Raw genomic sequence first — 22,915 nt, 5'->3', positions numbered from 1 at the left:
ATTATGTGATGGACGCTCCGAGGGTTGAATCCCTCTTTCTGACGGATACGGATGGAATGAAGACTGTGGCTGCGGTGCGCAACGCGTTGCTGGGCGTGGCGATCCTCGCCGGTGCCGGCATCAGCGCGGGATATCCGGAAGGCTCTCCGGCCCAAGCGCAGGTGGCGCCGGCCCACCAGGACGTCGCCGCGGTCGGCGAGACCTTCGTCGCGGCCCGCCAGGCGCTGCTGGCGAAGGACGGCGGCGGCGTGCTGGAGCTGCTGTCGCGCGAAAGCCTCGCCCGCGTCGAGCGGACCCGCAAGGCGGCGCTGGACGGCGAGATTGCGGGCCTCGGCCCGTCGGAGAAGTTCGGCGCGCTGGGGTTGCAGCACTATCTGAAGCCGGCGGAGCTGAGGCGAATGACCCCGGCCCAGATCGTCGAGTTCGGCCTGCGCAAGAACTGGCTGGGACCCAACGTCATCACCCAGGCCGGAATGGAGAAGGTGTCTGTGCGCGGCGACCGCGCCAGCGGCACCCTGGTGGTCAACCAGCGCCCCGTCATGGTGCCCGCCGATTTCGTGCGCGAGAACGGCGAGTGGCGCGTCGACCTGACCCGCGCCATGGACCTGACCGACGCGATCGTCCGCGGCACCGCCATGGCGACCAAGCGCAGCGAGGACGCCGTCGTCCGGGAGATCCTCGACCGTGCCGTCCGGAACCAGGCGCCGGCGCGCTGAGGGGTCCCGCGGAGGGGATCAGGAAGACCGGCGCGGGCTCATGGTGCCGGGCGTGGATGGATTTCCGGACTATCTGGCTGGTATCGTGCTGGAAACGGCGATCAACGGCGGTGCCGAATTCATCGTGACGTTCAATCCGCCAGGGCAGCCGGGCCGATGCGTTGGGCCACGGCCCAACCTACTATCGACGGCTCGCATCACCTCTGCCCTGCATCAAACCGTAGCAACTGTTTTTGTGAGCCGCATCGTTGGGTGTGGATATACAACTTCAAGCAGCATGCATGGTCACGGGAAGACGCCGCCGTCAGCGGTTTGCCGCGGCGGTTGTCGGACGTGCTCTTGGCCGCCCCCACCTCGGTCCAGCGGGCGGCGGGCGGAGCGGCCATCAAGGACGCTGCGCGCCGCTCCGCGGTGGCCTTCGGCCCTCCTTGACCGCCGCTCCGCCCGCCGCCCGCTGGACCCTCAGGTCGGGACGGAGGGATGGTGCCGCCGGTCGAACAAAGGGATGGGGCTCAGGATGCCGTGGCGGAGGCGGCTTCGGCCGGCGGCCCGTCGGCGGCGTACTCCGCCACCCAGGGCCGGCCCGTCCGGAGCAGGGCGTTGAGGATCACCAGCGCCTTGCGCATGCAGGCGACCAGCGCCACCTTGCCCGGCTTGCCGCGTCCCTTCAGGCTGTCATAGAAGGCCTTGAGCGTGGCGTTGTGGCGCAGGCCGACCCGGCCGACGTGGAACAACGCCCGGCGCACCTTGGCCCGGCCGCCGAAGATCGTGCGCACCCCGCGCAGGGTGCCGCTGTCGCGGGCGAACGGCGCCAGGCCGGCCAGGCTGGCCGCCTGCCGGCCGGTCAGGCTGCCCAACTCGGGCATGTGGACCACCAGCATGGCCGCGCTCAGCGGCCCGACCCCGGGGAAGCTGCGCAGCAGGGCGGCCCGCTGCCGCAGCCCCGGGTCGTCGTTCAGCTTCGCCTCGATCATCCAGGCCAGGGTGTCGGCCTCGGTGCGCAGCGCTTCCAGCGCCGTCTCGGCGCGCCGGCGCATGAAGTCGCCGCGCAGGTGCTTGAGCTGATGGCCGCGCGCGACGATCTCGGCCAGGATCTGGTCGCGGTAGTCGAGCATCTCGATCAACTCGGCGCGCAACGGCTCCGGGACCGGCGTCGGGCGGGGACGGGTGGCCTCGCCGAAGGCCTGGAGCATCCGGGCGTCGACCCGGTCGGTCTTCGCCAGCTGGCCGGTCGAGCGGGCGAAGTCACGCGCCCACTTGGGATTGACGACGGCGACCGGCACATCGGCCCGGGCCAGGGCGTGGTGCAGTTCGCGCTCGCAGCCGCCCGACGCTTCCATCATGACCAGCACCTCGTCGCCGCCCGCGCGCAGCGCGCCCAGCACCGTCGCGAGGGCGGTGTGGCCCTCGGCCGTGTTGGGAAGGCGCCACGCGCCGCGGCCCGGCACGCCGCAGGTGTCAAGATAGGCTTTGGAGGCATCGATCCCGATGCAGTAGGATTGGCAAGACATGGTGAACTCGTCCTTGTCTGCGGCGTCCGGCCAAAAGCACGGCGCCTGGCAACTGTGCGAGAAACGCCGAGGGCTCGGGGCAGGCACTCTGCTACGTGCGGTGCCTAACCTTGGTTGGGCTCAGTGTCCTGACCCCGTGAACCGGGTGCTCCTGACGGGGCACCCGGTTCCCCCCGACAAAACCTCTATACAACGTCACCAAAAGACAAGGTTGGGCCGTGGCCCAACGCATCGCGGCGAATGGAGCGGCAGGCTGCATGGGCCAGAGCGGTTCAACCTGTTCGGGAACTGCTCTAGCCGGATGTGCGACGCTGCATTCGCGGATCGAAACCTTCAACGGTGATTCGGGGGAACCGGGTTCCCCGAGGGAGCCCCTCAGTCCCGCCCGATCATCGTTCCGGCGCCGCCTTCGGTGAAGATTTCCAGCAGCAGGGCGTGGGGTACCCGGCCGTCCAGGATGACCGAGGCGTCGACGCCCTGCTCGACCGCAGAGATGCAGGTCTCGATCTTCGGGATCATGCCGCCGGTGATGGTGCCGTCGGTCATGTATCGCCGGGCGTCCTCCAGCATCATGTTGGGGATCAGGTTCTTCTGCTTGTCCAGGACGCCGACGACGTCGGTCAGCAGGAACAGGCGGGTGGCTCCCAGCGCGGCGGCGATGGCGCCGGCCGCCGTGTCGGCGTTGATGTTGTAGGTCTCGCCGTTGCGGCCCAGGCCGATCGGCGCGATCACCGGGATCACGTCCGACTTCTCGAAGGTCTCCAGGATCTGCGGGTTCACCTGGTACGGCTCGCCGACGAAGCCCAGGTCCAGGATCTTCTCTATGTTGCTGTCGGTGTCCCGCTGGGTCCGGCGAAGCTTGCGCGCGCTGATCAGGTGGCCGTCCTTGCCGGACAAGCCGACCGCCTTGCCGCCCTGGTTGTTGATCGCGGTGACGATCTGCTTGTTGATGGAGCCGGACAGGACCATCTCGACGATGTCCACCGTCTCCTTGTCGGTGACGCGCAGGCCGTCGATGAACGAGCTCTTGATCTTCAGCCGCTCCAGCATGGCGCCGATCTGCGGCCCGCCGCCGTGGACGACCACGGGGTTGATGCCGACCTGCTTCAGCAGCACGACGTCCCGGGCGAACAGCTCGCCCAGCGACTCGTCGCCCATCGCATGGCCGCCATACTTGATCACGAAGGTGCGGCCGGAATAGCGGCGCATGTAGGGAAGGGCCTCGGACAGGGTCCGGGCCTTGTTCAGCCATTCCTCGCGGGAAAGCTGCGGCGGGGCGGGGGGGACGGTCGGTTCGCTCATGGCGCGGAACTCTAAGTCAATGGGGCGGTGCCTGCTAGCGGCGGTTTTGCGACAGACCGCTTTACCGTTGCAAGTGATTCGGTCGCAACACTGCTGTGACTTCGCGTCCCGCCCCGGCCGAGGCCGGTCAGGCGAACCCGGTCAGGTCAATCCGGTCAGGCCGGCAGCGCCAGCGTCGCCAGGCTGGCGCGCAGCTCCGTGATGCCGGTGCCTTCCTCGGAACTGGTCGAGGCCACCTCGGGATGGGCGGCGGGGTGCTTCTTCAGGCCGGCCACGGTCTTCTCCACGACGGCGGCCTGCTCGGCCTTGTTCACTTTGTCCATCTTGGTCAGCACGACCTGATAGGGCACCGCGGCCTTATCGAGCATGTCCATGATCTCGACGTCGTTGGGCTTCAGCCCGTGGCGGCCGTCGATCAGCAGGCAGATCCGGCGGAGCGTGACGCGGCCCTTCAGGTAGTTCTTCACGAGCCCGGTCCAGGCGGCGACCTTGGTCTTGGATTCCTTGGCATAGCCGTAGCCGGGCAGGTCGACCAGGATCATCCTGCCGCCCAGGTCGAAGAAGTTGAGCTGCTGGGTGCGTCCCGGCGTGTTGGAGGTCCTGGCCAGCGTCTTGCGGCCGGTGAGCGCGTTGACCAGGCTCGACTTGCCGACATTGGACCGGCCGGCGAAGGCGATCTCCGGCAGGGTCGCCTCGGGCAGGTTGGCCTCGTCGGCGGCGCCCCAGATGAAGTTGCACTCCTTGGCGAACAGCAGCCGGCCTTCCTCCAGGCCGGACTCGGTCTGCTCGGGCATCAGGGTCGGGGTGATCGGGCCGGTCATGGCGGTCATGTTCCTTCTACTCTCGTGCTGGCTTCTCTCGTGCTGGCTTCTCTCGTGCCGGGCCCGTCTCTCATAACGACGAACGCCGCCCGCGGTTGCCCGGGGCGGCGCTGTCGGAGCGGGGTTGCCTCGTCAGGTCACCTTGACGCCCATGCGGCGCATGATGATCCACTGCTGCAGGATCGACAGGCTGTTGTTCCAGGCCCAGTAGATCACCAGTCCGGCCGGGAAGCTGGCCAGCATGAAGGTGAAGACGAAGGGCAGCGCCATGAACACCTTCGCCTGCACCGGGTCCGGCGGGGCCGGGTTCAGCTTCTGCTGCAGGTACATCGTGATGCCCATGATGATCGGCCAGACGCCCAGGTGGAGCAGGCTCGGCGGGTCCCAGGGGAACAGGCCGAACAGGTTGAAGATGGTGGTCGGATCGGGGGCCGACAGGTCCTTGATCCAGCCGAAGAACGGCGCGTGCCGCATCTCGATGGTGACGAACAGCACCTTGTAGAGCGCGAAGAACACCGGGATCTGGATCAGGATCGGCAGGCAGCCGCTGACCGGGTTGGCCTTCTCGCGCTTGTACAGCGCCATCATCTCCTGGCTCATCCGCTGGCGGTCGTCGCCGAAGCGCTCGCGGATCTTCGTCATCTCCGGCTGCAGGGCCTTCATCTTGCTCATGGCCTTGTAGGACTTGTTGGCCAGGGGGAAGAAGACCGCCTTGACGCAGACGGTGAACACCAGGATCGCCACGCCGAAATTGCCGAACAGCGTGCCGAAGAAATCCAGCGCGTAGAAGAACGGCTTGGTCAGGAAGTAGAACCAGCCGAAGTCGATCGCGAGGTCGAAGTTCTTGATGCCGTACTGGTCCGCGTAGGCGTCCAGCAGCTTGACCTGCTTGGCGCCGGCGAACAGGCGGTTGGTCGTCTCGGTGCTCTCGCCCGCCGCGATGGTGACCGGCTGGCCGGTATAGTCGACCTGGTAGCGGTCCTGGCCGTTCGCCGTGGTGTGGCGCATCTGCGACCGGAACTCGCCGTTCTGGTCCGGGATCAGCGACACCAGCCAATACTTGTCGGTGATGCCCATCCAGCCGCCGGTGGTCTGGTACTGGATGTTGCCGTCTTCCTTGAGGTCGCCGTACTTGTACTCGTGCAGCGTTCCGTTGAAGACGCCCAGCGGACCTTCGTGCAGGATGTAATATCCCAGCGTCGGCGGCGTGCCGTGGCGCGACACCAGGCCGTAGGGGACCAGGGATACCGGCGCGCCGGTGTTGTTGCGCACCCGCTGGGTCACCGAGAACATGTAGTTCTGGTCGACCGTGAAGGTCTTTTCGAACACCAGCCCCTGGCCGTTGTCCCAGGTCATGGTGACCGGATTGTTCGGCGTCAGCGGCTCGGTCGGCGCGGTCCACTGGGTGGAGGCGTTCGGTACCGGCTGGTTGGTCCCGGCGGCCGGCACCCAGCCGAACTCGGCGTAATAGGGCTGGGTGGTTCCGGCGGGGGAGAGCAGCACGATCTCCGGGCTGCCGCGGTCCGGCGTCACGTGGTAGTCGGCCAGCGTCAAGTCGTCGATCCGCGCGCCTACGGTCGAGATCGTGCCGTGCAGGCGCGGCGTGTCGATCCGGACGCGCTGCCCGGTCGCCACCACCTGGGCACGGTCCTGCGGGGCGCCCGCGGCCGGAGCCCCGGGGATCGGAACCGGCGACCCGTCGGCGGTGACGCCTTCCGGGGTGGTCGGAGCGGGCAGGCGGGCCTGCTCTTCCGCGCGCTGCTGCGCCAATTCCGCCTTGCGCTGTTCCATGCGCGGGATTTCGTAGAAGTACTGAAATCCGAGCAGGATGACGATCGACAGCAGGATCGCCACGAGGAGGTTGCGCTGGTCAGTCATGGATCCTGGTCAGTCCCTGCCGTGGTCGCATCTGTTATGAATCTTATGTTTGTTGGCCGGTCCGGTATCGGCTTGATCGGCGCCGGCATTTCCAGCATCCGGCACCGGGTCCCAGCCTGCTCCGCCCCACGGATTGCACCGCAGGATGCGCCAAGCGGCCATCAGGCCGCCGCGGATCGCGCCATGCTTAGATAACGCTTCCAGCGCGTAGTTGGAACAGCTTGGTTCGAAACGGCAGTTGTTGCCCAGAACCGGGGCCAAGGTCCACTGGTAAACCCTGACCAGGGCGCGCATCAGCCATGCCGCCGGGCTCGTGCCCCCGGAGCATGTATCCGTCGTGCCGCCGCTCATCATCCGGTCCCGCATCGGTCCGTCTCACGTTGCGCGCGCCACGCCTTCAGGCGCTTGAGGCAGGTCGTCAGGTCCCGGCGAAGCTCGTCCCACGGACGGACCAGCGTCTCGCCGCGGGCGATCAGCACGAAATCCGTGTCGGGGGCGCCATGCTCGGCCAGGATCTCCGCCGAGAGCGCGCGGAGGCGCCGTTTCGCCCGGTTGCGGGCCACGGCGTTGCCGACCTTCTTGCTGGCCGTAAAGCCCACTCGCACGGACGCTTCGCCGGCACCGGGGCGCTGGCGATCGTCATGGCGGCGGGCTTGCAGGATCAGGCCGGGAGCAACCCATTTACGGCGTGCGCCGGCTACAGCGAGAAATTCCGGCCGCCGCTTGAGGCGCCCGAGCCCGGGCGCGCTCCCCTCGGGCGGCATCGGGCTTAAGCGCTGAGGCGCTTGCGGCCCTTGGACCGGCGGGCGGACAGAATCCGGCGACCACCCACGGTTGCCATACGGGCGCGAAAACCGTGCCGGCGCTTGCGCACGATCTTACTCGGCTGGTACGTGCGTTTCACGACACACACTCCGTTCAAACTGGTGACTGGAAAACGAAGGACGGTGTATAGGGGCCCGAACCCCGTGAGTCAATCCAAGTTCGTCAACTCCACTTGCCGGTCAGCAGCGGCTCGATCGGGTGCCTGCCCTTGGCGAGGCGGAGCTGGGTGAAGATGTCGGCGGACTTTTCCGACTCGTCCTTGGGGTCCAGCGCGATGCCGAGGTCGCGTTCAACGTCCCGCCCGGCGCCGACCAGGATGAACTCGGCCCCGGCATAGTCGAGCAGGCGGGTGTCCTCGGTCGCGAAGCGGCGGTCGCGGAATTCCTTCCGGAGCTTGTCGGGATAGTCCGCTTCCCGTTTTCCGTCCAGCCCGGCGTCGGCGGGCGATCCCTTCTCGGGATTCTTGATCGACAGCGCGAAGCTGCTCTCCGGCAGTATGTTCAGCTCCCTCTGGACCGGGCCTGGCGCTTCCGGAAGCTCGAGGGCGTAGGCCAGATGCAGGGAATGGCCGGTCCTGGCCAGCACGTACACCCCCTCGCCGGCCGGACGGGCGGCGGGACGTACGCGCTCCCCCCGGGTCTTCGTCCGGTAATGCTGCTCCCCCAGCTCCGATGTGACCTCCTTCGCGCTCTTGGCGACCAGATCGACGAAACCCCAGTTGCGCTCGTGGTCCTCGACGTCGGGCAGCCGCTTGCGGCCGATGGTCATCAGCCGGAACCGAGCCTCCCCGTCGGGGCGGAGGACGATGTGGAATCGCTCCACGTCGCCGATTCCGCCGGCGCTCTCCTCCGGCTCGCCCTCGCCGTGGACCTTCGGGCGGTACAGGAAGTAGATGTTGCCGCGCTCGACGATTTCGGCGGGCCGGCGGCTCTTTCTCTCGGCCATGGCGTTGGATCCCCGATGCCGTGTGTCACGATCCGATCAACCGTCCCCGCCGACCAACCTCACGGCCCATCTCACGGCCCACCTCACGGCCCACCTCACGGCAAGGTGACTGGCCGGTGAGCGTCGCCCGATGATAACTCTCGACAGCACACCGCCGATGGAGAGGAAGACCCCATGGCCGCCGCCGAACCGATGTCCGAACCTTCCAACCTGAAGCGATTCCTCCCGCTGGCGGTGCTGGCCGCAGGGCTGGTCGCCTTCTTCGCGCTCGGACTGCACCGGTACCTGAACTTCTCCAGCCTCGGGGAACACCGGGAAACCCTGCTCGACCTGGTCGCGCGGCATCCCGTGGCGGCGCCGCTGGGCTTCATCGCGGTCTACGCGGCGGCCGTCGCCTTCTCGATCCCGGGCGCCGCGGTGCTGACCATCGCGGGGGGATTCCTGTTCGGGACGCTGGCGGGCGGCATCTACGTGGTCACCGGCGCCACGCTCGGCGCGGTCGGCGTGTTCCTGGCCGCGCGGACCGCCCTGGGCAGCGGGCTGCGCCGCCGGGCCGGGCCGTGGATGGAAAGGCTGGAAGCGGGGTTCCGCGAGAACGCGCTCAGCTACCTGCTGGTCCTCCGGCTGGTTCCGCTGTTCCCGTTCTGGCTGGTCAATTTGGTGCCGGCGTTCCTGGGCGTGCCGCTCGGCACCTACGCGCTCGGCACCTTCCTGGGGATCATCCCCGGCAGCTTCGTCTATGCCTCGGTCGGCAACGGCGTGGGCTCCGTGTTCGATGCGGGCGGCACGCCGGACCTGTCGATCATCTTCAAGCCGGAGATCCTGCTGCCGGTCGCCGGGCTGTCGCTGCTGGCCCTGGTGCCGGTCATCTACAAGAAGTTCAAGGGGAGTCGCGCCAATGGCTGAGATCAGGACGGATATCTGCGTGATCGGTGCCGGTTCCGGCGGGCTTTCGGTCGCGGCCGGCGCCGTCCAGATGGGCGCCTCCACCGTCCTGATCGAGCGCGGCGCCATGGGCGGTGACTGCCTCAACTATGGCTGCGTGCCGTCGAAGTCGCTGCTGGCCGCCGCGCGGGCGGCCGACGCGGTCCGCCACGCCGGCCGCTTCGGCGTGAACGGCCATGAGCCGGAAATCGATTTCGCCCGCGTCCATGACCATGTCCACGGCGTGATCGCCGCCATAGCACCCAACGACTCCGTGCAGCGGTTCGAGGGTCTGGGCGTCCGGGTGATCCAGGCCCAGGCCCGCTTCACCGGCCCGGACGCGGTGGAAGCCGGCGGTACCACGGTCCGCGCCCGCCGCTTCGTGCTGGCGACGGGATCGCGCGCGGCGACGCCGCCCATCCCGGGCCTCGAAGGCGTGCCGTACCTGACCAACGAGACGATCTTCGAACGCAAGGCCGCTCCCGATCACCTGATCGTGATCGGCGGCGGGCCGATCGGGATGGAGATGGCCCAGGCTCACCGGCGATTGGGCGTCCGGGTCACCGTGCTCCAGAAGGACGCCATCCTGCCCAAGGACGATCCCGACCTGGTCGCGGTGGTGCGCGAGCGCGTCAGGGCCGAGGGCGTGGACCTGCGCGAGGGGGTGGAGATCGCCCGCGTCGAGCGCCACGGCAACGGCATCGCCGTCGTGCTGGGCGACGGCGGCCGGGTCGAGGGTTCCGATCTGCTGGTGGCCGCCGGCCGGCAGGCCAACGTGGACGGCCTCGGGCTGGATCTCGCCGGGATCGAGTTCACCTCCAAGGGGGTGACGACCGACGCCCGGCTGCGCACCGCCAACCGGCGGGTCTATGCCGTGGGCGACGTGGCCGGCGGTCCGCAGTTCACCCACATCGCCGGCTATCACGCCGGGATCGTAATCCGCAACGCGCTGTTCCGGCTGCCCGCCAAGGTGGATTACACGGCGCTGCCCTGGGTCACCTATACCGAGCCGGAACTGGCCCATGTCGGCCTGACCGAGGCCCAGGCGCGGGAAGCCCATGGCGACGTGCGCGTGCTGACCTGGGGTTTCGAGGAGAACGACCGCGCCCAGGCCGAACGGGACACCGAGGGCAAGGTCAAGGTCCTAACCCTGCCCAACGGCCGGATTCTCGGCGCCTCGATCGTGGGAGCCCATGCCGGCGAACTGATCCAGGTCTGGTGCCTCGCCATCTCGCAGAAGCTCAAGATCGGCGCCGTCGCGTCGATGATCGCGCCGTACCCGACCCTGGGCGAGGCCGGGAAACGGGCGGCGGGAAGCTTCTACACGCCCAAGCTGTTCAGCGGCCGGACCCGCGGGCTGGTCCGCTTCCTCGGCCGGTTCGGCTGAAACTTTCCCCGCCGCGGGTTCAATAAGCCGGCCTTTTAAGTATAACGTATCCGTCCCCAACGGAACGGATGCGCCGCCGGCCATGATCCTTCGCAAGTTCGCCACCAGCCTGTCGGCCAAGCTGCTGGTCATGACCATCCTGTTCGTCATGCTGGCGGAGGTGCTGATCTTCGCGCCGTCTGTCGCCCGCTTCCGGCAGGTCTGGCTGGAGCAGCGGATGGCGGCCGGCCATCTCGCGGCCCTGACGATCGAGGCGGCGCCCGACCAGATGGTCACCGAGGAACTGGAGACCAAGCTGCTCGCCCATGTCGGCGCCTATTCCGTCGATCTCGAGCTGCCGGACGAGCGCATCTACATGCTGAGCACGACGCCCGCTCCGCCGGTGGCGCAGGCCTACGACCTGAGGCGGGGCATGTGGTTCGACATGATCATGGACGCCGTGGCCCTGCTGGTCCGCCGGGAGGACCGGGTCATCCAGGTCGCCGGAGCCTCGCCGAAGGACGGCAGCGTCGAGGTCGAGCTGGTGCTGGACGAGGCGCCGCTCCGCGCCGAGATGATCGATTTCGCCGAACGAATCCTGGCACTGTCGGTGCTGATCTCCCTGATCACCGCCGGGCTGGTGTTCCTCAGCCTCAACGGCTTGATGATCCGGCCGATGCAGCGGATCACCGCCAGCATGATGGCGTTCCGCCGCGATCCCGAGGACCTGTCGGCGACCCTGCCGCCCACAGCGCGGGCGGACGAGATCGGCATGGCCCAGCGCGAGCTGATCGACATGCAGGCGGCGTTGCGCTCGGCGCTGCGCCAGAGGGAACGGCTCGCCGCCCTCGGCACGGCGGTCACGAAGATCAACCACGACCTGCGCAACATCCTGTCCACCGCGGCGCTCGTCTCCGAACGGCTGGCGGTCAGCGAGGATCCGGAGGTTCGCCGGGTCACGCCGCGCCTGATGCAGGCGATCGACCGGGCGGTCGAGCTGTGCAGCCAGACCCTGGCCTATTCGCGCGACGGCATGCTGCCGCTCAGGCGCGCGGCGGTGCAGCTGGCCGAGGTGGTGGAGGAGGTCGGGGCCGAGCTGGCGCCGGCCGCCGGCACCGGCATCGCCTTGGTCAACCGGGTGCCGCGGGGATTGAAGGTCCAGGCCGACCGCGAGCAGCTTTCCCGCGCGCTGGCCAACCTGGCGCGGAACGCCCTGGAGGCAGGCGCCACGGAGGTCACGGTCGCCGCGGCGCCGCCGGAGAGTGACGGCGATCGGCTCGCTTTGACGGTCAGCGACAACGGGCCGGGCCTGCCGCCCCGCGCCCGGGAGAACCTGTTCCAGCCTTTCGCCGGCTCCGCCCGGGCCGGCGGCACGGGGCTGGGACTTGCGATCGCCCGCGAGGTCGCCCGCGCCCATGGCGGCGACATCCGCCTGGCCGGGAGCGACTCCCGCGGCACCTGCTTCGTCCTGGAACTCCCGCTGGCCGGCACCCCGCCGACTTAAGGAGCGATTGCGACAATCGCGGCGTTTCCCTATTACAGATGCAGAGTCATTTACGGCGGCGAGCCGCCTTGCGGAACGGAGGAGAGTACGGTGGACAAGATCGGCACATGGGTGGCCAACGGCATCGTCGGCGTGATCGGCCTGATCGGGCTGTTCGTGGCGTCGCGCGCAGCGGATCACACGTTCTATTACATGGGGCTGATCGTCTTCGCGGTGGCCGTCGGGGTGATCTTCTTCTCGATCCGCCGGGCCTTCGATCAGGCCGGCGCGCGTCCGCGGGGACCGGGCGACACGGCGGCCCACGAGAACTGAGAGCCGGTACCCGGAAGTCGGTCTTGAAAGCGGAAAAGGCGCGGCACCCTGGGGCGCCGCGCCTTTTCCCTGACCCCAAGGGGCGTCAGCGATCAGGAGTTGATCGTGATCGAGCCGATCGAGGTGTTGTCGCTCACGTCGCCGCCCAGGGCGCCCGCAGCGGCCGAGGTGGAGCCGGCATCGCCGCCGAAGCCCGACGCGGTGCCCGAGGACGAGCCGTTGCCGAGGCCGCCGAAGGCCGAGGCGGAGCCCAGGCCGGCGCCGCCCACGCCCATGGAACCCGAGGTGGAGTGACCGAACGCGTCGCCGCCCGACTTGCCGCTCTGCTCAACGCCGACATTGGTGCTCATGATTTTCTCCGCTGATCGAAGGTCTGTTTCATTTCGCCGTCGGCACCGTCGCCGTCCGCCGATGCTTCCTCTATCAGCAAGTCGCGTGCCACTTTCGAAAGTGGTGGAAAAGCCGCTGCTCCAGTGGCTTTCCGCGGGGCTCGGACCCCGCCGGCCGGGGCTTGAACCGGTCGGGCCGTCGAGTTTGCTGGAACCTGTCCAGTAATTTTGGACTACCCGATCCGGGTGGCGGAGGCGCAGGCGCGGTAAGCTCCCGGGATATGCGGGACCGGGTCCGCCGGGCGCTTATTCCAACAGCGCTATGTAGCTGAGCAGCGGTTCCCAGTCGGAGCGGTAATCCCCGACCCGCTTGCCCTTCAGGTCGAACAGGCTTAGGCCGGTGGCGGCGGTATCGGGATAGAGCTGGGTGTCGCGGATCCGGGTCACGACCTTGTGGCCGACCCCGTCCAGGAACTCGTCCAGACGGTCGGCCGACTTGGTCCGGGCCCGCAGCCGGTTGCCGACCACGGCGATAGCCTTCTTGTTCCTGGCGATCGGCTTCAGCTCCTCCAGTTTGTCCAGGAAGCGCCGGGTCGCCTGCTCGTCGAAGGCGCTGGGCAGCACCGGGAGCACGATCACGTCGGCCAGCTTGACCAGTTCCTCGATCTGCCTGGTCTTCAGCGCGGCCGGCGCGTCGATGACCAGCCGGCCCGAGCCCTTGGGCGGAGTCGCCAGGTCCTTGCTCCAGTCCAGCCCGGTCAGGGGGGCCGCATCGGCCGGACGGCGGTCGACCCAGCCCAGGCTGGATCTCTGGCGGTCCACGTCCGCCAGCAGGGTGTTCTGCCCGGCCGTCGCGAAGGCGGCCGCCAGATGGGTCGCGATCGTGGTCTTGCCGCAACCGCCCTTGATGTTGGCGACGAGGACTGTGAGCATGGTCGCGGCGATCCTATCCTAGCCGTTCGACGGCTTCGACCAGAAAGGCTTCGCCGCGGCGAAATTCTCCCAGTCCCGGATCAGCCGCGGCTCGATCTGCGCCACCCCTCGGGCGTGCCAGCCGATCACCATGCCGCCGCCGATGCGCCACAGGCCGGGGCCTCCCGCCTGTTCGTTCGCCAGCCGGCCCATCAGGGTTTCGGCGGTGGCGACGTCGTTCAGGTGGCCCAGGTCGTCCTGCAGGGCGGCAAGCCGGCGCAGATACTTCGCCGTGGCCTTGTCGCCGTAGAGCGAGCGGAAGAATTCGGCGGCATAGCGCAGCTTCTTCAGGGCGATGCGAAGCTCGTGCCGCTGTTCGGCGCGCAGTTGCGCGAACCCGGCGCCGCGCCGGCGCGCCTGCTTGTGCCGCTTGGCGAGCAGCCCGTCGGCCAGATCGGTGACCGGGGCGAACAGCCGGGCCGCCTCCTCCGACAGCGGCTGCTGGCGCCAGGAGCGCGCCTCCAGCCAGCTTCCCAGCTTGAGCAACAGGGTGGTGTAGCGGGGCGACAGGATGGCCTCGCGCGCCCTTTCATAGGCCCGCTCCCTGCTGGCCAGGGCCGCCTCGCGGAGCGCGGTCAGCGGGCCGCCCCGGGCGGCTTCCTCGTCCAGCGCGCCTTCGACCGGGGCCAGCAGGTCCGCCAGGAAGACGTCCCAGTCCCGAGCGTTGCCGAGTTCCCCGGCCAGCCACTTCACCTCGCCGGCCAGCCAGTCGTACTGGTCCGCCGGCACCAGCGTGCGGAACAGCCCCAGGGCGGAGCGCAGGCGGCGCAGCGCCACCCGCATCTGGTGGACGCCCTCGGGGTCCGCGCCCTTGAGCGCCGACGCCTCGTTCAGCACCACGTGGCTCAGGCAGTTGCGCATGATCGAGGCCAGCGCCTGCTCGGCGGTATGATCCGGGGTCAGCAGCAGCTTCCGGGCCTTGACCGCCGATTCGGCCTCGCCCGCTGCCAGGGCGTAGCCGCGCTCGGCCTTGGTGCGGGTCTCGATCCGCAGGGGCGCCACGCCCGACAGCTCCAGCGCCAGGTCGAACAGGGCCTGGGGATCGCCGCCCTTCAACTCCAGCTCCAGCTCCGCCAGCGGCAAGACCTCCCCGCCGGACGTCCGGATCTCGCCCTGGTCGATGGCGACCTCGATCACGGTGCCGGGGCCGTGGCCCGCGGCGCCGTTCAGCATCCGGACCTGGCGCTTTACGTGGCTGGCGAAGACCGGCCGCAGTTCGGCCTGGGTGACCGGACCCAGCAGGCGCAACGGCTCCCCGTCCGTCACGGCGGCGAGGTCGGGTTCGGCGGTCGGCACCGCGCATTCCCACTCGCCCCGGCTGAACACTCCGCCGGCATGTTCGTTGGCCGCCTTGATCGTCTGGACGAAGCTGCGTCCCTGCTTGCGGACCCGCAACGTCACGTCGCGGCTACGCAACCGCAAGTCCTCGGTGTCGTAATAGACGCTTTCAAGGTTCTTGGCGGCCGGTCGGCCCTCCGTTCCGGCCAATGCCGGGGAATTGCGGAAGCGGGGCAGATGCTGCGGCTCGACCCGCAGCTTCAACTCGATCTCCTGGCTTGCCATTCTTTAGTGTCTCTCAACCCGGGGCCAATGTCAGCTACCGAGATTTGTCATGAAACTGAAAACATTGGCAAACCTTATAGAAGACGGCCCATCTACAAACAATATGTAATATTAGTTTCACAAAACTGTAATAAATGTGATCGCGCCGGCAAGACATCGGCGGCGGGTTGCTGGTGCCGCCGCTTCCCGCCGCTCCCCGCCGCCGTCTTCACCGCTTGCGCAATACCACCACCTTGGACATGAACGCCAGCGTCGTGTCGACGATTTCGAGGCCGGCTTCCGAAAACAGCGCGCCGATATCCTGGCGGATGTAGTCGTCGTAATAGGGTTCGTAGAAGGCCAGCGGGAACAGGTCCAGCAGGCCGTCGTAATCCGGCCGGTCGCCCTTCTGAAGGGTTTCGACGAACACCAGGATTCCGTCCCGCTTCAGCACCCGCGCCATCTCGGCCGCGGCGGCGGCCCGCACCTTGCGCGGCAATTCGTGGAACAGGTAGATGCAGGTGACCGCGTCGAAGCTCTCGTCCCGCGCGGGTATGCCCTCGGCCGCGGCCTGGACGAACCGGGTGCGCGACCAGGGGCTGAGCAGCCGCTGCGCCTGGCGCAGGTAGTTCGGGCTCAGGTCCAGCGCGGTTACGTCCAGCCGGGGATAATTGTCCTTCACGAAGGTCAGGAACCGGCCCGTGCCGCAGGCCACGTCCAGAAGCCTGCTCTCGGCGACCCGGCGTTCCCGGAAATGCCGGTGCAGCGGCACCAGCGCCTGCCGGCGCATCGCATCCGCGCCGCCGCCGAACAGCACTTCCACCTGGTGGTCGTACAGCTCGGCCGAGTGGTCGCTCAGATAGCCGTCGGTCTGGTAATGGAAGTTCTGCAGGTAGTAGCGCGGCAGCTTCGAGCCTTCCGCCCGCCGCTCCTCGAACACTTCGGTGGCGATCCGGCCGCGCCGCCGGCGCCGCACCTCGGGCAGATCCTGGAAGAAGCGGACCGCGTCGCGCAGCACCTTGCGCGGGGGCTCCACCATGTCGTGGGGCATGCGGTAGCAGCCCGCCTCGATGTTGGCGAAGTCGCGGCTCATCAGCGCCCGCAAGTCCGCCAGGATGGTCGCCCGGTCCGGCGTCTTCAGCCCGGACGGCACCCGGTTCTTGGGAACTGCCCGGCCGTCCAGCCTGGCCGCCAGGAGATACTGCCCGAAGAACCATGAGATGCGGGCGGTCTGGCTGAGGGCATAGGCCGCGCGTCTTGCCGGTCCGATCATGGTCGAAGCTCCGTCAACGTTGGCGATCATACCACAGGTATGCCGGTTTCCCGCGGCGCCAAGTCGAGCCGGGTCCGGTCGGGAAGGCGGAGCCGTCGATTTCGATACGGGTAGCCTGTCATAGTCGCCGTCCGGCGCGGCGGCGGGACATTGATTTGCCGGGCCGGTTGTGGTTGGTTCCCCATCGCTGCGACCGGCATCATGAAAATGCCACGAAGACACCCTGCGACATCTTTGGCGATCCACTTGGCGCTGAATTCACGAGGAATGGGACGGAACCGATGAGCGGCTTCAAAACCCTTGATGACTACCAGTTCGATGGCAAGACCGTCCTGGTCCGGGCCGACCTGAACGTGCCCATGAAGGACGGCGCGGTATCGGACACGACGCGCATCGACCGGCTGGCCCCGACCCTGACGGAGCTGTCGCAGGCCGGCGCCAAGGTGGTCGTGCTGTCGCACTTCGGCCGGCCCAAGGGCGGTCCCGATCCGAAATACTCGCTGCGGCCCGTGGTCGACGCGGTGTCCAAGGCGGTCGGCCAGAAGGTCGCCTTCGCGCCGGACTGCGTCGGGCCTCAGGCCAAGGAGGCCATCGCCAATCTCCACGGCGGCTCGATCATCGTGATGGAGAATCTCCGCTTCCACCCCGAGGAGGAGAAGAACGATCCCGGTTTCGCGAAGCAGCTCGCCGAGCTGGGCGACATCTACGTCAACGACGCCTTCTCCGCCGCCCACCGCGCCCACGCCTCGACCGAGGCGCTGGCCCGCCTGCTGCCCAACGCCGCCGGCCGCCTGATGGAAGCCGAGCTGAAGGCGCTGACGCTGGCGCTCGAAAACCCCGAGCGCCCGGTCGCCGCCGTGGTCGGCGGCGCCAAGATCTCCACCAAGCTGGACCTGCTGGGCAACCTGGTGCGCCGGGTCAACCTGCTGGCGCTGGGCGGCGGCATGGCCAACACCTTCCTCTATGCCCGCGGCACCGCGGTCGGAGCCTCGCTGTGCGAGAAGGACATGGCCGAGCAGGCGCGCGAGATCATGGCGATCGCCGACCAGGCGGGATGCGAGATCCTGCTGCCGCGCGATGCCATCGTCGCTAAGGAGTTCAAGGCCGGCGCCGAGAGCCAGGTGGTGGCGATCGACCAGGTGCCCGCCGACGCCATGATCCTGGATGTCGGCCCGGCCACGGTCGAGTACGTGACCCTGAAGCTCCAGGGCTGCCGCACGGTGGTCTGGAACGGCCCGCTCGGCGCGTTCGAGACCCGGCCGTTCGACGCCGGGACCAACGCGGTGGCCGGCAGCGTCGCGGCGCTGACCAAGGCCGGGCGGGTCCTGAGCGTGGCCGGCGGCGGCGACACCGTGGCGGCCCTGGCCGCGGCCGGCGTCGAGGACTCGTTCACCTATGTCTCGGCCGCCGGCGGCGCCTTCCTGGAATGGCTGGAAGGCAAGGATCTGCCGGGCGTCGCGGCGCTCAAGGGCTGAGCGGCGGAAGCGTCAGCTTCCGTACCGCTTCGTCCATTGCTGCTCGATCCGCACCATCCACGAGGGGTGCGGTTCGGGCTGGGGCGTGCCCAGTTCCTCGTCCGACAGGGTCGCCTCTCCCCGAGGCAGCGCGTCGAACCTCCGGCGGTCCTCCGGCTTGAGCCGGTCCAGGTCGAGGACGGTGAAGTCGCCCCACACGCCGGGGTCCTGCTTGCGCAATTGGGCTTCCGGCGACAGCAGGAAATCGGCCACCACCATCGCGGCCTCCAGGGCGTTCGCGTTGTAGGGGATCGCCACGAAATGGGTGTTGCCGATCGTTCCGCGCTCCAGCACGAAGGTGCGGACCGAGGACGGCAGCAGGCCGCCGGCGATATCGCGGGACGCCTCGCCGGGATGGAAGCTCAAGCCCATGGCGACCTCGCCGTCGGCCAGCATCTGCTTCAGCGCCGGGCCGCTCGCCGGGAAACTCCGTCCGCCGCGCGCCAGGTTGGGATGGAGTTGCTCCAGGAACGACCAGAGCGGTGCGGTCACCAGGTCGAAATCGGCATCGTCGGCCGGCTTCTGGAGCCGCGCCGGGTCGGCCGCCACCTCCACCAGCATCTGCTTCAGGAAGGTGCTGCCGATGAAGTCCGGCGGGCCCGGATAGGTGAACCGGCCGGGGTTCTCCTTCGTCCAGTCCAGCAGGGCGGCGGCGCTGCGCGGCGGTGCGGCGACCTGATCGCCGTCATGGACGAAGACGAACTGGGCCATGCCCCACGGCGCCTCCATCCCGTCGGTCGGGATGGTGAAATCCACCGTGGTGGTCGGCTTGCCCTCCGTGTCGATCAGGGCCGCGTTGGGCAGCCGGTCCACGAAGGGGCCGTGCAGCAGCCCGTTCTCCTTCATGGCCGCGAAGTTCTCGCCGTTGATCCAGACCAGGTCGACCGAGCCGCCCCGGTCCTTGCCGGCCGCCTTCTCGGCCAGCACGCGGGATACGACGTCGGCTGTGTCGGTCACCTTGACATGGCGCAGGTCGATGCCGAAGCGGTCGCGCACCTGGCCGCCGACCCAGCCGATATAGTCGTTGATCCGGGGGTCGCCCGCCCAGGCGTTCCAGAACACGGTCTTGCCGCGCGCGGCCGCCAGCGTCGCGTCCCAGTCGGGTGTCGGGGATGACGGTGCCTGGGCGCCTGCCGGCACGGCGCCCAGATTAAGCCCCGCCGCCACGACGGCGGCGAGCAGTGGAAGGCGAAGCGGCGAAGGCACTGTTCTGGGATCTCCTGTTGGTGGCTCAGCCCGGAAGCGGAAGCAGGTCGGTCAGGGGATTGGCGTTGAGCCATTCCGACCGTACGGCAGCGATGGTGACCGGGTCCAGGTAATCCGCCACCCGGCCGGCGACATGCTTCACCAGGGCCGCGTCGCTGAGGTCGGCCGACCAGTCCTCGGCGCTCTCGGCCCGGTGCTTGCCGGCCTTGGCCACCGCCCGCGACTCGACCCGCCACTTGGCGCACCAGGTCACCGACCACAGCCACATCACCCGCCGCAGCGGCAGCAGCCAGGGGCGGCAGGCGCCGGCCAGGGCAGGGTCCACGACATCCAGCCACAGCCCGTAAGCGGCGGCGATGTCGGCGGTGCCGAGCACGGCGTGGCAGGAAACGTCCCAGGTGGTCGAGGTGTAGAGCGTGGCATGCGCCAGATCGAACCCGGCGGTGCCGTAGCGGGCCTTCTCCAGGTCGACCAGGACGGCGGTGCCGGGAGCCGGCCCGGAGCCGGCGATGAGGAAATTGCCGGGATGGGCATCGAACGAGATCAGGGTGACCGGCGGCCTTCCGCTCCGGCGCGCGAAGCCTGCGGCCCAGGCGAGTTCCTGCTCTATCGCGGCGCGGGCCTCCGGGTGGAGCCCGGCGTCGTCGAGGTGCCGCGCCTGCGCCGTCACCTCCCCGAGCGTGGCGCCGACCGGGTCCTCCTGGTCGCGCAGGGGGCGGCGATCCGGCGGGGCCGGCACCGGAAGCCCGTGGATCGACGCCAAGGCGCGGACGATCGCGGGCAGGTCGGCCGGCAGGGCGGGCGGCCGGCCGGCGATCTCGTCGACCACCAGCGCGCCCATCGGCACCGTCTCCTCCGGCAGCATCACGGCGCGCAGGCCCGGCACGTGGCCGCCAGGGCCGGCGCGTTCGAAACAGGCCGCCTGGTAGGTCAGGTTGGACGCCGCGGACAGGCCCAGCTGGCTCTGCCTGGGCACCCTGAGAAGGACGCCGTGGCCGGCCACGCGCACATGGTCGTGCGCCAGCCCGGTGGTGGGGAGGGGCGTCAGGTCCTCAAGGCGGACATCCCCGTATCCGGACAGCCGGATGAGCCGCCGGTGCAGGGCCTGGAGCAGGGGCGTCGAGATCATGCGGAACAATATGGCGGCCCGTGGCGTCCGGCCATAGCTCAAGCCTTCACATCGGCGTGAACGCGCGGTTTTTCCCACCGCGCCGCCAGCGGCGCCAGGCCGCGGGATCGTCGACATCCTCCAGCAGGCCCAGCGGCGGCCCCGCCTCGCCGGGGCGCAGGTTGGCGAGCGTGTCGGACAGGGCGCGCGGGCTCGACCAGCGGACGCCGGCGAAGATGTCGCGCGGTTCGGCCGGCCGGCGGCGCGCCCCGACCAGCCAGTAACCGCCGTCCGCCGCCGGCCCGAAGACGAAGGCGCGGTTCCCCAGCGCCCGGAAGGCGGCGGCGACATGGTCCGGCCGGACCGCCGGGATGTCGCTTCCGATCACCACCACCGGACCGGGCGGCAGGCCGACGGGCGGGCGGCGCATCGGGCGGCGCATCCGCTCGCCCAATCCGCCGGTGCCCTGGGCGAGCGGCCGTACCCGCTTCGGAAGCCCCGCCGGCATCCGCGCGCGGTCGGGCGTCAGGGCCAGCCAGACGGTCCAGCGCGGGTCCCGGCCGAGCCGGCGCAGCAGGGCCGGGAGGGCGGTGCGCTGGAAATGCACCGCCGCGACCGGGCCGACATGGGCGGCCAGTCGCCGCTTGCCGCGCCCGAGGCGGGCTTCCCGCGCGAAGACCACGAGATGGCGCCCCGTCGGGGCCGGTCCGAGGGTCATCGCGGGCTTACCCGTAGAGCCGGCGGACGGCGTCGGGCGGCAGGCCGGCCAGATAGAGGGCGAGGCAGCCGAGGTTGCGCAGCGGCCGGCGGACATAGCCGCCGCGCCGGTAACGCTCCGCCGAGGTGGTCACGGCGAAGGGGAGGGGAACCAGGCGGCGCCGGCCGATCCGGCGCACGACGGCGACATCCTCCATCAGGCCGATGGCGGGGAAGCCGCCCACCTCGCGGTACAGGTCGCGATGAATCAGCAGGCCCTGGTCGCCGTAGGGCAAGCCGAACCGGCGGCATCGCCACTCGACCAGCCGCTCGATCCGGCGGGCCGGCGCCGCGGCATCGTCAAGCGCGAATCGCCCGTAGCCGGCGCGGTCGCGGTTGTCCGCCGCCGCGGCGAAGCGCGCCGCTTCATCCGCCCAGTAAGGGTCGGGCACGCTGTCGGCGTGCAGGAAGAACAGCCATTCCGTCCCGCCGTCCGCCAGCAGGGCCTCGGCGCCGGCGGCCAGCTGGGATCCGCGTCCGCGCGGCGCCCGGACGACCCGCGCGCCGTGCCGCCGGGCCGTCTCCGGGGTGCCGTCGGTCGAGCCGCCGTCGGACACCAGGATCGGCCATCCTGCCGCCGCCGCAACCGGGCCGATCGCTTCCAGCGTCCGGCCCAGGCCGCAGGAGCCGGGCCTTTCCGCGTTCAGCGCGGGAATGACGATGCCGAGGGTGGACAGGGATGGCTCCTGCGGGGCCGGAGTGGGGCGTCCGGCGCCGGTGTTCTGGCTGAAACGATCGATTCCCCCGCCTCGTGTGCTGCGATGCGTCGGGCCCGGAGGCCCGACGGCTGGAACCTAGCGGTCTTGCACGGTGATTTCGATCGGTTCTCCGTGCCCGGAGCGTCGATGCGGAGTGTCGTCGTCCGCCCTGACGGGCGAAGGCCGACCTGCGGCGACCGGCGGTGCCGGACCGCTAGTCTATCACCGATCCATCGGCCATCAATCCATTTGCGGCAGCTGGATTTCAACCTCGGTGCCGCGTTCCGGCCGCAGGCGAGCGACCGGTCTCCCGGCGGACGCGAAGCGTATCCGGGCGCCGACCTGCCGCGCCAGGGTGTGGACCAGCAGCAGGCCCAGGCCGCGGCGCGACGCGGTGCGGCTGTCGTCCAGGCCGACGCCGTCGTCGCGGACGCTGATCGCCCTCACCCGCGGTTCGCCGATGACGGTGATCTCGACGGTGCCGTTCCGGTCGCCTCCGTGGTCGCCGGGCGGGTAGGCATGGGTCAGCGCGTTGGCGACCAGTTCGGACACGATCAGGGCAAGCTGCACGGCGGCCTTCAGGGGAACGACTCCGGTCCCGCCCGTCACCCGCACCGCTATCCCGGGAAAGGGACCCAGATCGGCCGTCGTCCGGTCGCAGACCGTGACGAGGAGCGGCCCGATCGGCAAGTCGGCGGTGCTGCTGTCGTCGAACACCAGGCCGTGGACGAGGCTCATGGTCTGGATCCGCCCGAAGCTCTTCCGCACCTCGCGGGCACTCGGCTCCTCCAGGCGGGACGCCTGAAGGTTGAGCAGGCTCGATATGACCTGGAGATTGTTGCGGGTCTGGTGGTGGATCTCGTGGATCAGGGCATCCCGGTCGGCGAGCACCGCCTTCAGGTCGGCGGTGCGCTGGTCGACCTGGCGTTCCAGCGTCTCGTTCAGGTCGCGCAGGCGGGCGTTGCCCTCGGCCAGTTCGCGGGACGACTGGTCGAGTTCCTCCAGCACGACGCGGAACTCCTCCTCGGCGGTCTCGGCCTCCACGCGGCTGGCCAGCAGCTGGCGCTCCAGCGAGCGCCGGAAGATCCGATCCTCCTCGCGCAGCCGCCGCACTTCGGCGAGTGCCCGCTCGGTCTGGCGCAGGTGTTCGGACATGGCTTCGAGCCGGGTTTCCAGGGTCGCGCAGACCTGCACATACAGGGTCGCCTGCTCGCGCAGGTCCTCGGCTTCGATCTGCGCCTGCTCACGCTCCAACCCCGAGATCGCCAGCTCCCGACGCAGATCGTCGATCAGGCGGCACATCTCCTCGGGCGACTCATCCCGATACCGGGCGCGCGCTTCCTTCCTGGGGGAATGGGGCATGCTCAGGTCCGAACGCGGGCGGGACGTGCGGTGGCCGATGCCGCGGCAGGC

The 22,915-nt window shown here is 69.3% G+C and carries 23 protein-coding genes; 6 read left to right on the top strand and 17 right to left on the bottom strand.

Annotated features, from left to right (window positions below; all coding sequences use genetic code 11):
* Window positions 1-56: 56 nt before the first annotated feature.
* Entirely contained in the window at window positions 57-716 is a 660-nt protein-coding gene (locus DPR14_RS21780; protein WP_158047016.1) for a hypothetical protein, read from the top strand.
* Window positions 717-1,228: 512 nt separating this feature from the next.
* Here DPR14_RS21780 and DPR14_RS21775 read toward each other — a convergent pair.
* The 8 genes from DPR14_RS21775 to DPR14_RS21740 form a co-directional block, all read right to left on the bottom strand.
* The gene (locus DPR14_RS21775) at window positions 1,229-2,227 is read right to left on the bottom strand and encodes an IS110 family RNA-guided transposase (protein WP_158043700.1); all 999 of its coding nucleotides are present in this window, start codon (window positions 2,225-2,227) and stop codon (window positions 1,229-1,231) included.
* A gap of 375 nt (window positions 2,228-2,602) precedes the next feature.
* The gene (gene argB / locus DPR14_RS21770) at window positions 2,603-3,529 is read right to left on the bottom strand and encodes an acetylglutamate kinase (protein WP_158047015.1); all 927 of its coding nucleotides are present in this window, start codon (window positions 3,527-3,529) and stop codon (window positions 2,603-2,605) included.
* A gap of 155 nt (window positions 3,530-3,684) precedes the next feature.
* On the bottom strand, window positions 3,685-4,359 hold the full coding sequence (gene yihA, locus DPR14_RS21765; protein WP_192499087.1) for a ribosome biogenesis GTP-binding protein YihA/YsxC: 675 nt from the start codon (window positions 4,357-4,359) through the stop codon (window positions 3,685-3,687).
* 123 nt (window positions 4,360-4,482) lie between these two features.
* Window positions 4,483-6,228: a membrane protein insertase YidC gene (gene yidC, locus DPR14_RS21760; protein ID WP_158047014.1), complete on the bottom strand. Its 1,746-nt coding sequence runs from the start codon at window positions 6,226-6,228 to the stop codon at window positions 4,483-4,485.
* Window positions 6,229-6,237: 9 nt separating this feature from the next.
* Window positions 6,238-6,522, bottom strand: coding sequence for a membrane protein insertion efficiency factor YidD (gene yidD, locus DPR14_RS21755; protein WP_211103847.1), 285 nt, complete (start codon window positions 6,520-6,522; stop codon window positions 6,238-6,240).
* A gap of 56 nt (window positions 6,523-6,578) precedes the next feature.
* The gene (gene rnpA, locus DPR14_RS21750; RefSeq protein ID WP_158047013.1) at window positions 6,579-6,992 is read right to left on the bottom strand and encodes a ribonuclease P protein component; all 414 of its coding nucleotides are present in this window, start codon (window positions 6,990-6,992) and stop codon (window positions 6,579-6,581) included.
* A gap of 5 nt (window positions 6,993-6,997) precedes the next feature.
* Window positions 6,998-7,132 (bottom strand): 50S ribosomal protein L34, encoded by a 135-nt coding sequence (rpmH, locus tag DPR14_RS21745; protein ID WP_158047012.1) that lies wholly within the window; start codon window positions 7,130-7,132, stop codon window positions 6,998-7,000.
* An 83-nt stretch (window positions 7,133-7,215) separates the two neighbouring features.
* The gene (locus DPR14_RS21740; RefSeq protein WP_158047011.1) at window positions 7,216-7,998 is read right to left on the bottom strand and encodes a hypothetical protein; all 783 of its coding nucleotides are present in this window, start codon (window positions 7,996-7,998) and stop codon (window positions 7,216-7,218) included.
* A gap of 174 nt (window positions 7,999-8,172) precedes the next feature.
* Here DPR14_RS21740 and DPR14_RS21735 point away from each other — a divergent pair, with 174 nt between their 5' ends.
* The 4 genes from DPR14_RS21735 to DPR14_RS21720 all read left to right on the top strand — a co-directional run bounded on the left by DPR14_RS21735 (window position 8,173) and on the right by DPR14_RS21720 (window position 12,104).
* Window positions 8,173-8,904, top strand: coding sequence for a TVP38/TMEM64 family protein (locus tag DPR14_RS21735; RefSeq protein WP_158047010.1), 732 nt, complete (start codon window positions 8,173-8,175; stop codon window positions 8,902-8,904).
* Complete coding sequence (locus DPR14_RS21730; RefSeq protein ID WP_158047009.1) at window positions 8,897-10,309, top strand: dihydrolipoyl dehydrogenase family protein; 1,413 nt, start codon at window positions 8,897-8,899, stop codon at window positions 10,307-10,309. The genes DPR14_RS21735 and DPR14_RS21730 overlap by 8 nt, the downstream gene beginning before the upstream one ends.
* Before the next feature lie 82 nt (window positions 10,310-10,391).
* Window positions 10,392-11,792 carry a sensor histidine kinase gene (locus DPR14_RS21725; protein ID WP_158047008.1) on the top strand — a complete coding sequence of 467 codons (1,401 nt, stop codon included), beginning with the start codon at window positions 10,392-10,394 and terminating at the stop codon, window positions 11,790-11,792.
* Window positions 11,793-11,882: 90 nt separating this feature from the next.
* Window positions 11,883-12,104, top strand: coding sequence for a hypothetical protein (locus DPR14_RS21720; RefSeq protein WP_158047007.1), 222 nt, complete (start codon window positions 11,883-11,885; stop codon window positions 12,102-12,104).
* 92 nt (window positions 12,105-12,196) lie between these two features.
* On the opposite strand, the gene DPR14_RS21715 is transcribed toward DPR14_RS21720, so the two are convergent.
* The 4 genes from DPR14_RS21715 to DPR14_RS21700 all read right to left on the bottom strand — a co-directional run bounded on the left by DPR14_RS21715 (window position 12,197) and on the right by DPR14_RS21700 (window position 16,220).
* On the bottom strand, window positions 12,197-12,454 hold the full coding sequence (locus tag DPR14_RS21715) for a hypothetical protein (RefSeq protein WP_158047006.1): 258 nt from the start codon (window positions 12,452-12,454) through the stop codon (window positions 12,197-12,199).
* Between the two features lie 285 nt (window positions 12,455-12,739).
* Window positions 12,740-13,366: a ParA family protein gene (locus DPR14_RS21710; protein WP_158047005.1), complete on the bottom strand. Its 627-nt coding sequence runs from the start codon at window positions 13,364-13,366 to the stop codon at window positions 12,740-12,742.
* 18 nt (window positions 13,367-13,384) lie between these two features.
* Complete coding sequence (locus DPR14_RS21705) at window positions 13,385-14,968, bottom strand: CYTH and CHAD domain-containing protein (RefSeq protein ID WP_158047004.1); 1,584 nt, start codon at window positions 14,966-14,968, stop codon at window positions 13,385-13,387.
* A gap of 208 nt (window positions 14,969-15,176) precedes the next feature.
* Window positions 15,177-16,220, bottom strand: a complete 1,044-nt coding sequence (locus tag DPR14_RS21700; protein ID WP_158047003.1) for a class I SAM-dependent methyltransferase — start codon at window positions 16,218-16,220, stop codon at window positions 15,177-15,179.
* Between the two features lie 281 nt (window positions 16,221-16,501).
* Here DPR14_RS21700 and DPR14_RS21695 point away from each other — a divergent pair, with 281 nt between their 5' ends.
* Window positions 16,502-17,695, top strand: a complete 1,194-nt coding sequence (locus DPR14_RS21695) for a phosphoglycerate kinase (protein WP_158047002.1) — start codon at window positions 16,502-16,504, stop codon at window positions 17,693-17,695.
* Between the two features lie 12 nt (window positions 17,696-17,707).
* Here the strand turns inward: DPR14_RS21695 and DPR14_RS21690 are convergent, their stop codons facing one another.
* The 5 genes from DPR14_RS21690 to DPR14_RS21670 form a co-directional block, all read right to left on the bottom strand.
* Window positions 17,708-18,940 carry an ABC transporter substrate-binding protein gene (locus DPR14_RS21690; protein ID WP_246148450.1) on the bottom strand — a complete coding sequence of 411 codons (1,233 nt, stop codon included), beginning with the start codon at window positions 18,938-18,940 and terminating at the stop codon, window positions 17,708-17,710.
* A 25-nt stretch (window positions 18,941-18,965) separates the two neighbouring features.
* Window positions 18,966-20,069 carry an aminoglycoside phosphotransferase family protein gene (locus tag DPR14_RS21685; protein ID WP_192499086.1) on the bottom strand — a complete coding sequence of 368 codons (1,104 nt, stop codon included), beginning with the start codon at window positions 20,067-20,069 and terminating at the stop codon, window positions 18,966-18,968.
* A gap of 46 nt (window positions 20,070-20,115) precedes the next feature.
* The gene (locus DPR14_RS21680) at window positions 20,116-20,766 is read right to left on the bottom strand and encodes a TIGR04282 family arsenosugar biosynthesis glycosyltransferase (protein ID WP_158047000.1); all 651 of its coding nucleotides are present in this window, start codon (window positions 20,764-20,766) and stop codon (window positions 20,116-20,118) included.
* A 7-nt stretch (window positions 20,767-20,773) separates the two neighbouring features.
* Window positions 20,774-21,451: a glycosyltransferase gene (locus DPR14_RS21675; RefSeq protein ID WP_425501047.1), complete on the bottom strand. Its 678-nt coding sequence runs from the start codon at window positions 21,449-21,451 to the stop codon at window positions 20,774-20,776.
* 291 nt (window positions 21,452-21,742) lie between these two features.
* Entirely contained in the window at window positions 21,743-22,864 is a 1,122-nt protein-coding gene (locus tag DPR14_RS21670; protein WP_158046998.1) for a sensor histidine kinase, read from the bottom strand.
* Window positions 22,865-22,915: the final 51 nt, after the last annotated feature.

It is taken from the genome of Skermanella pratensis (assembly GCF_008843145.1).
Lineage (GTDB): Bacteria > Pseudomonadota > Alphaproteobacteria > Azospirillales > Azospirillaceae > Skermanella > Skermanella pratensis.
This window is presented reverse-complemented; position numbering and strand designations above follow the sequence as displayed.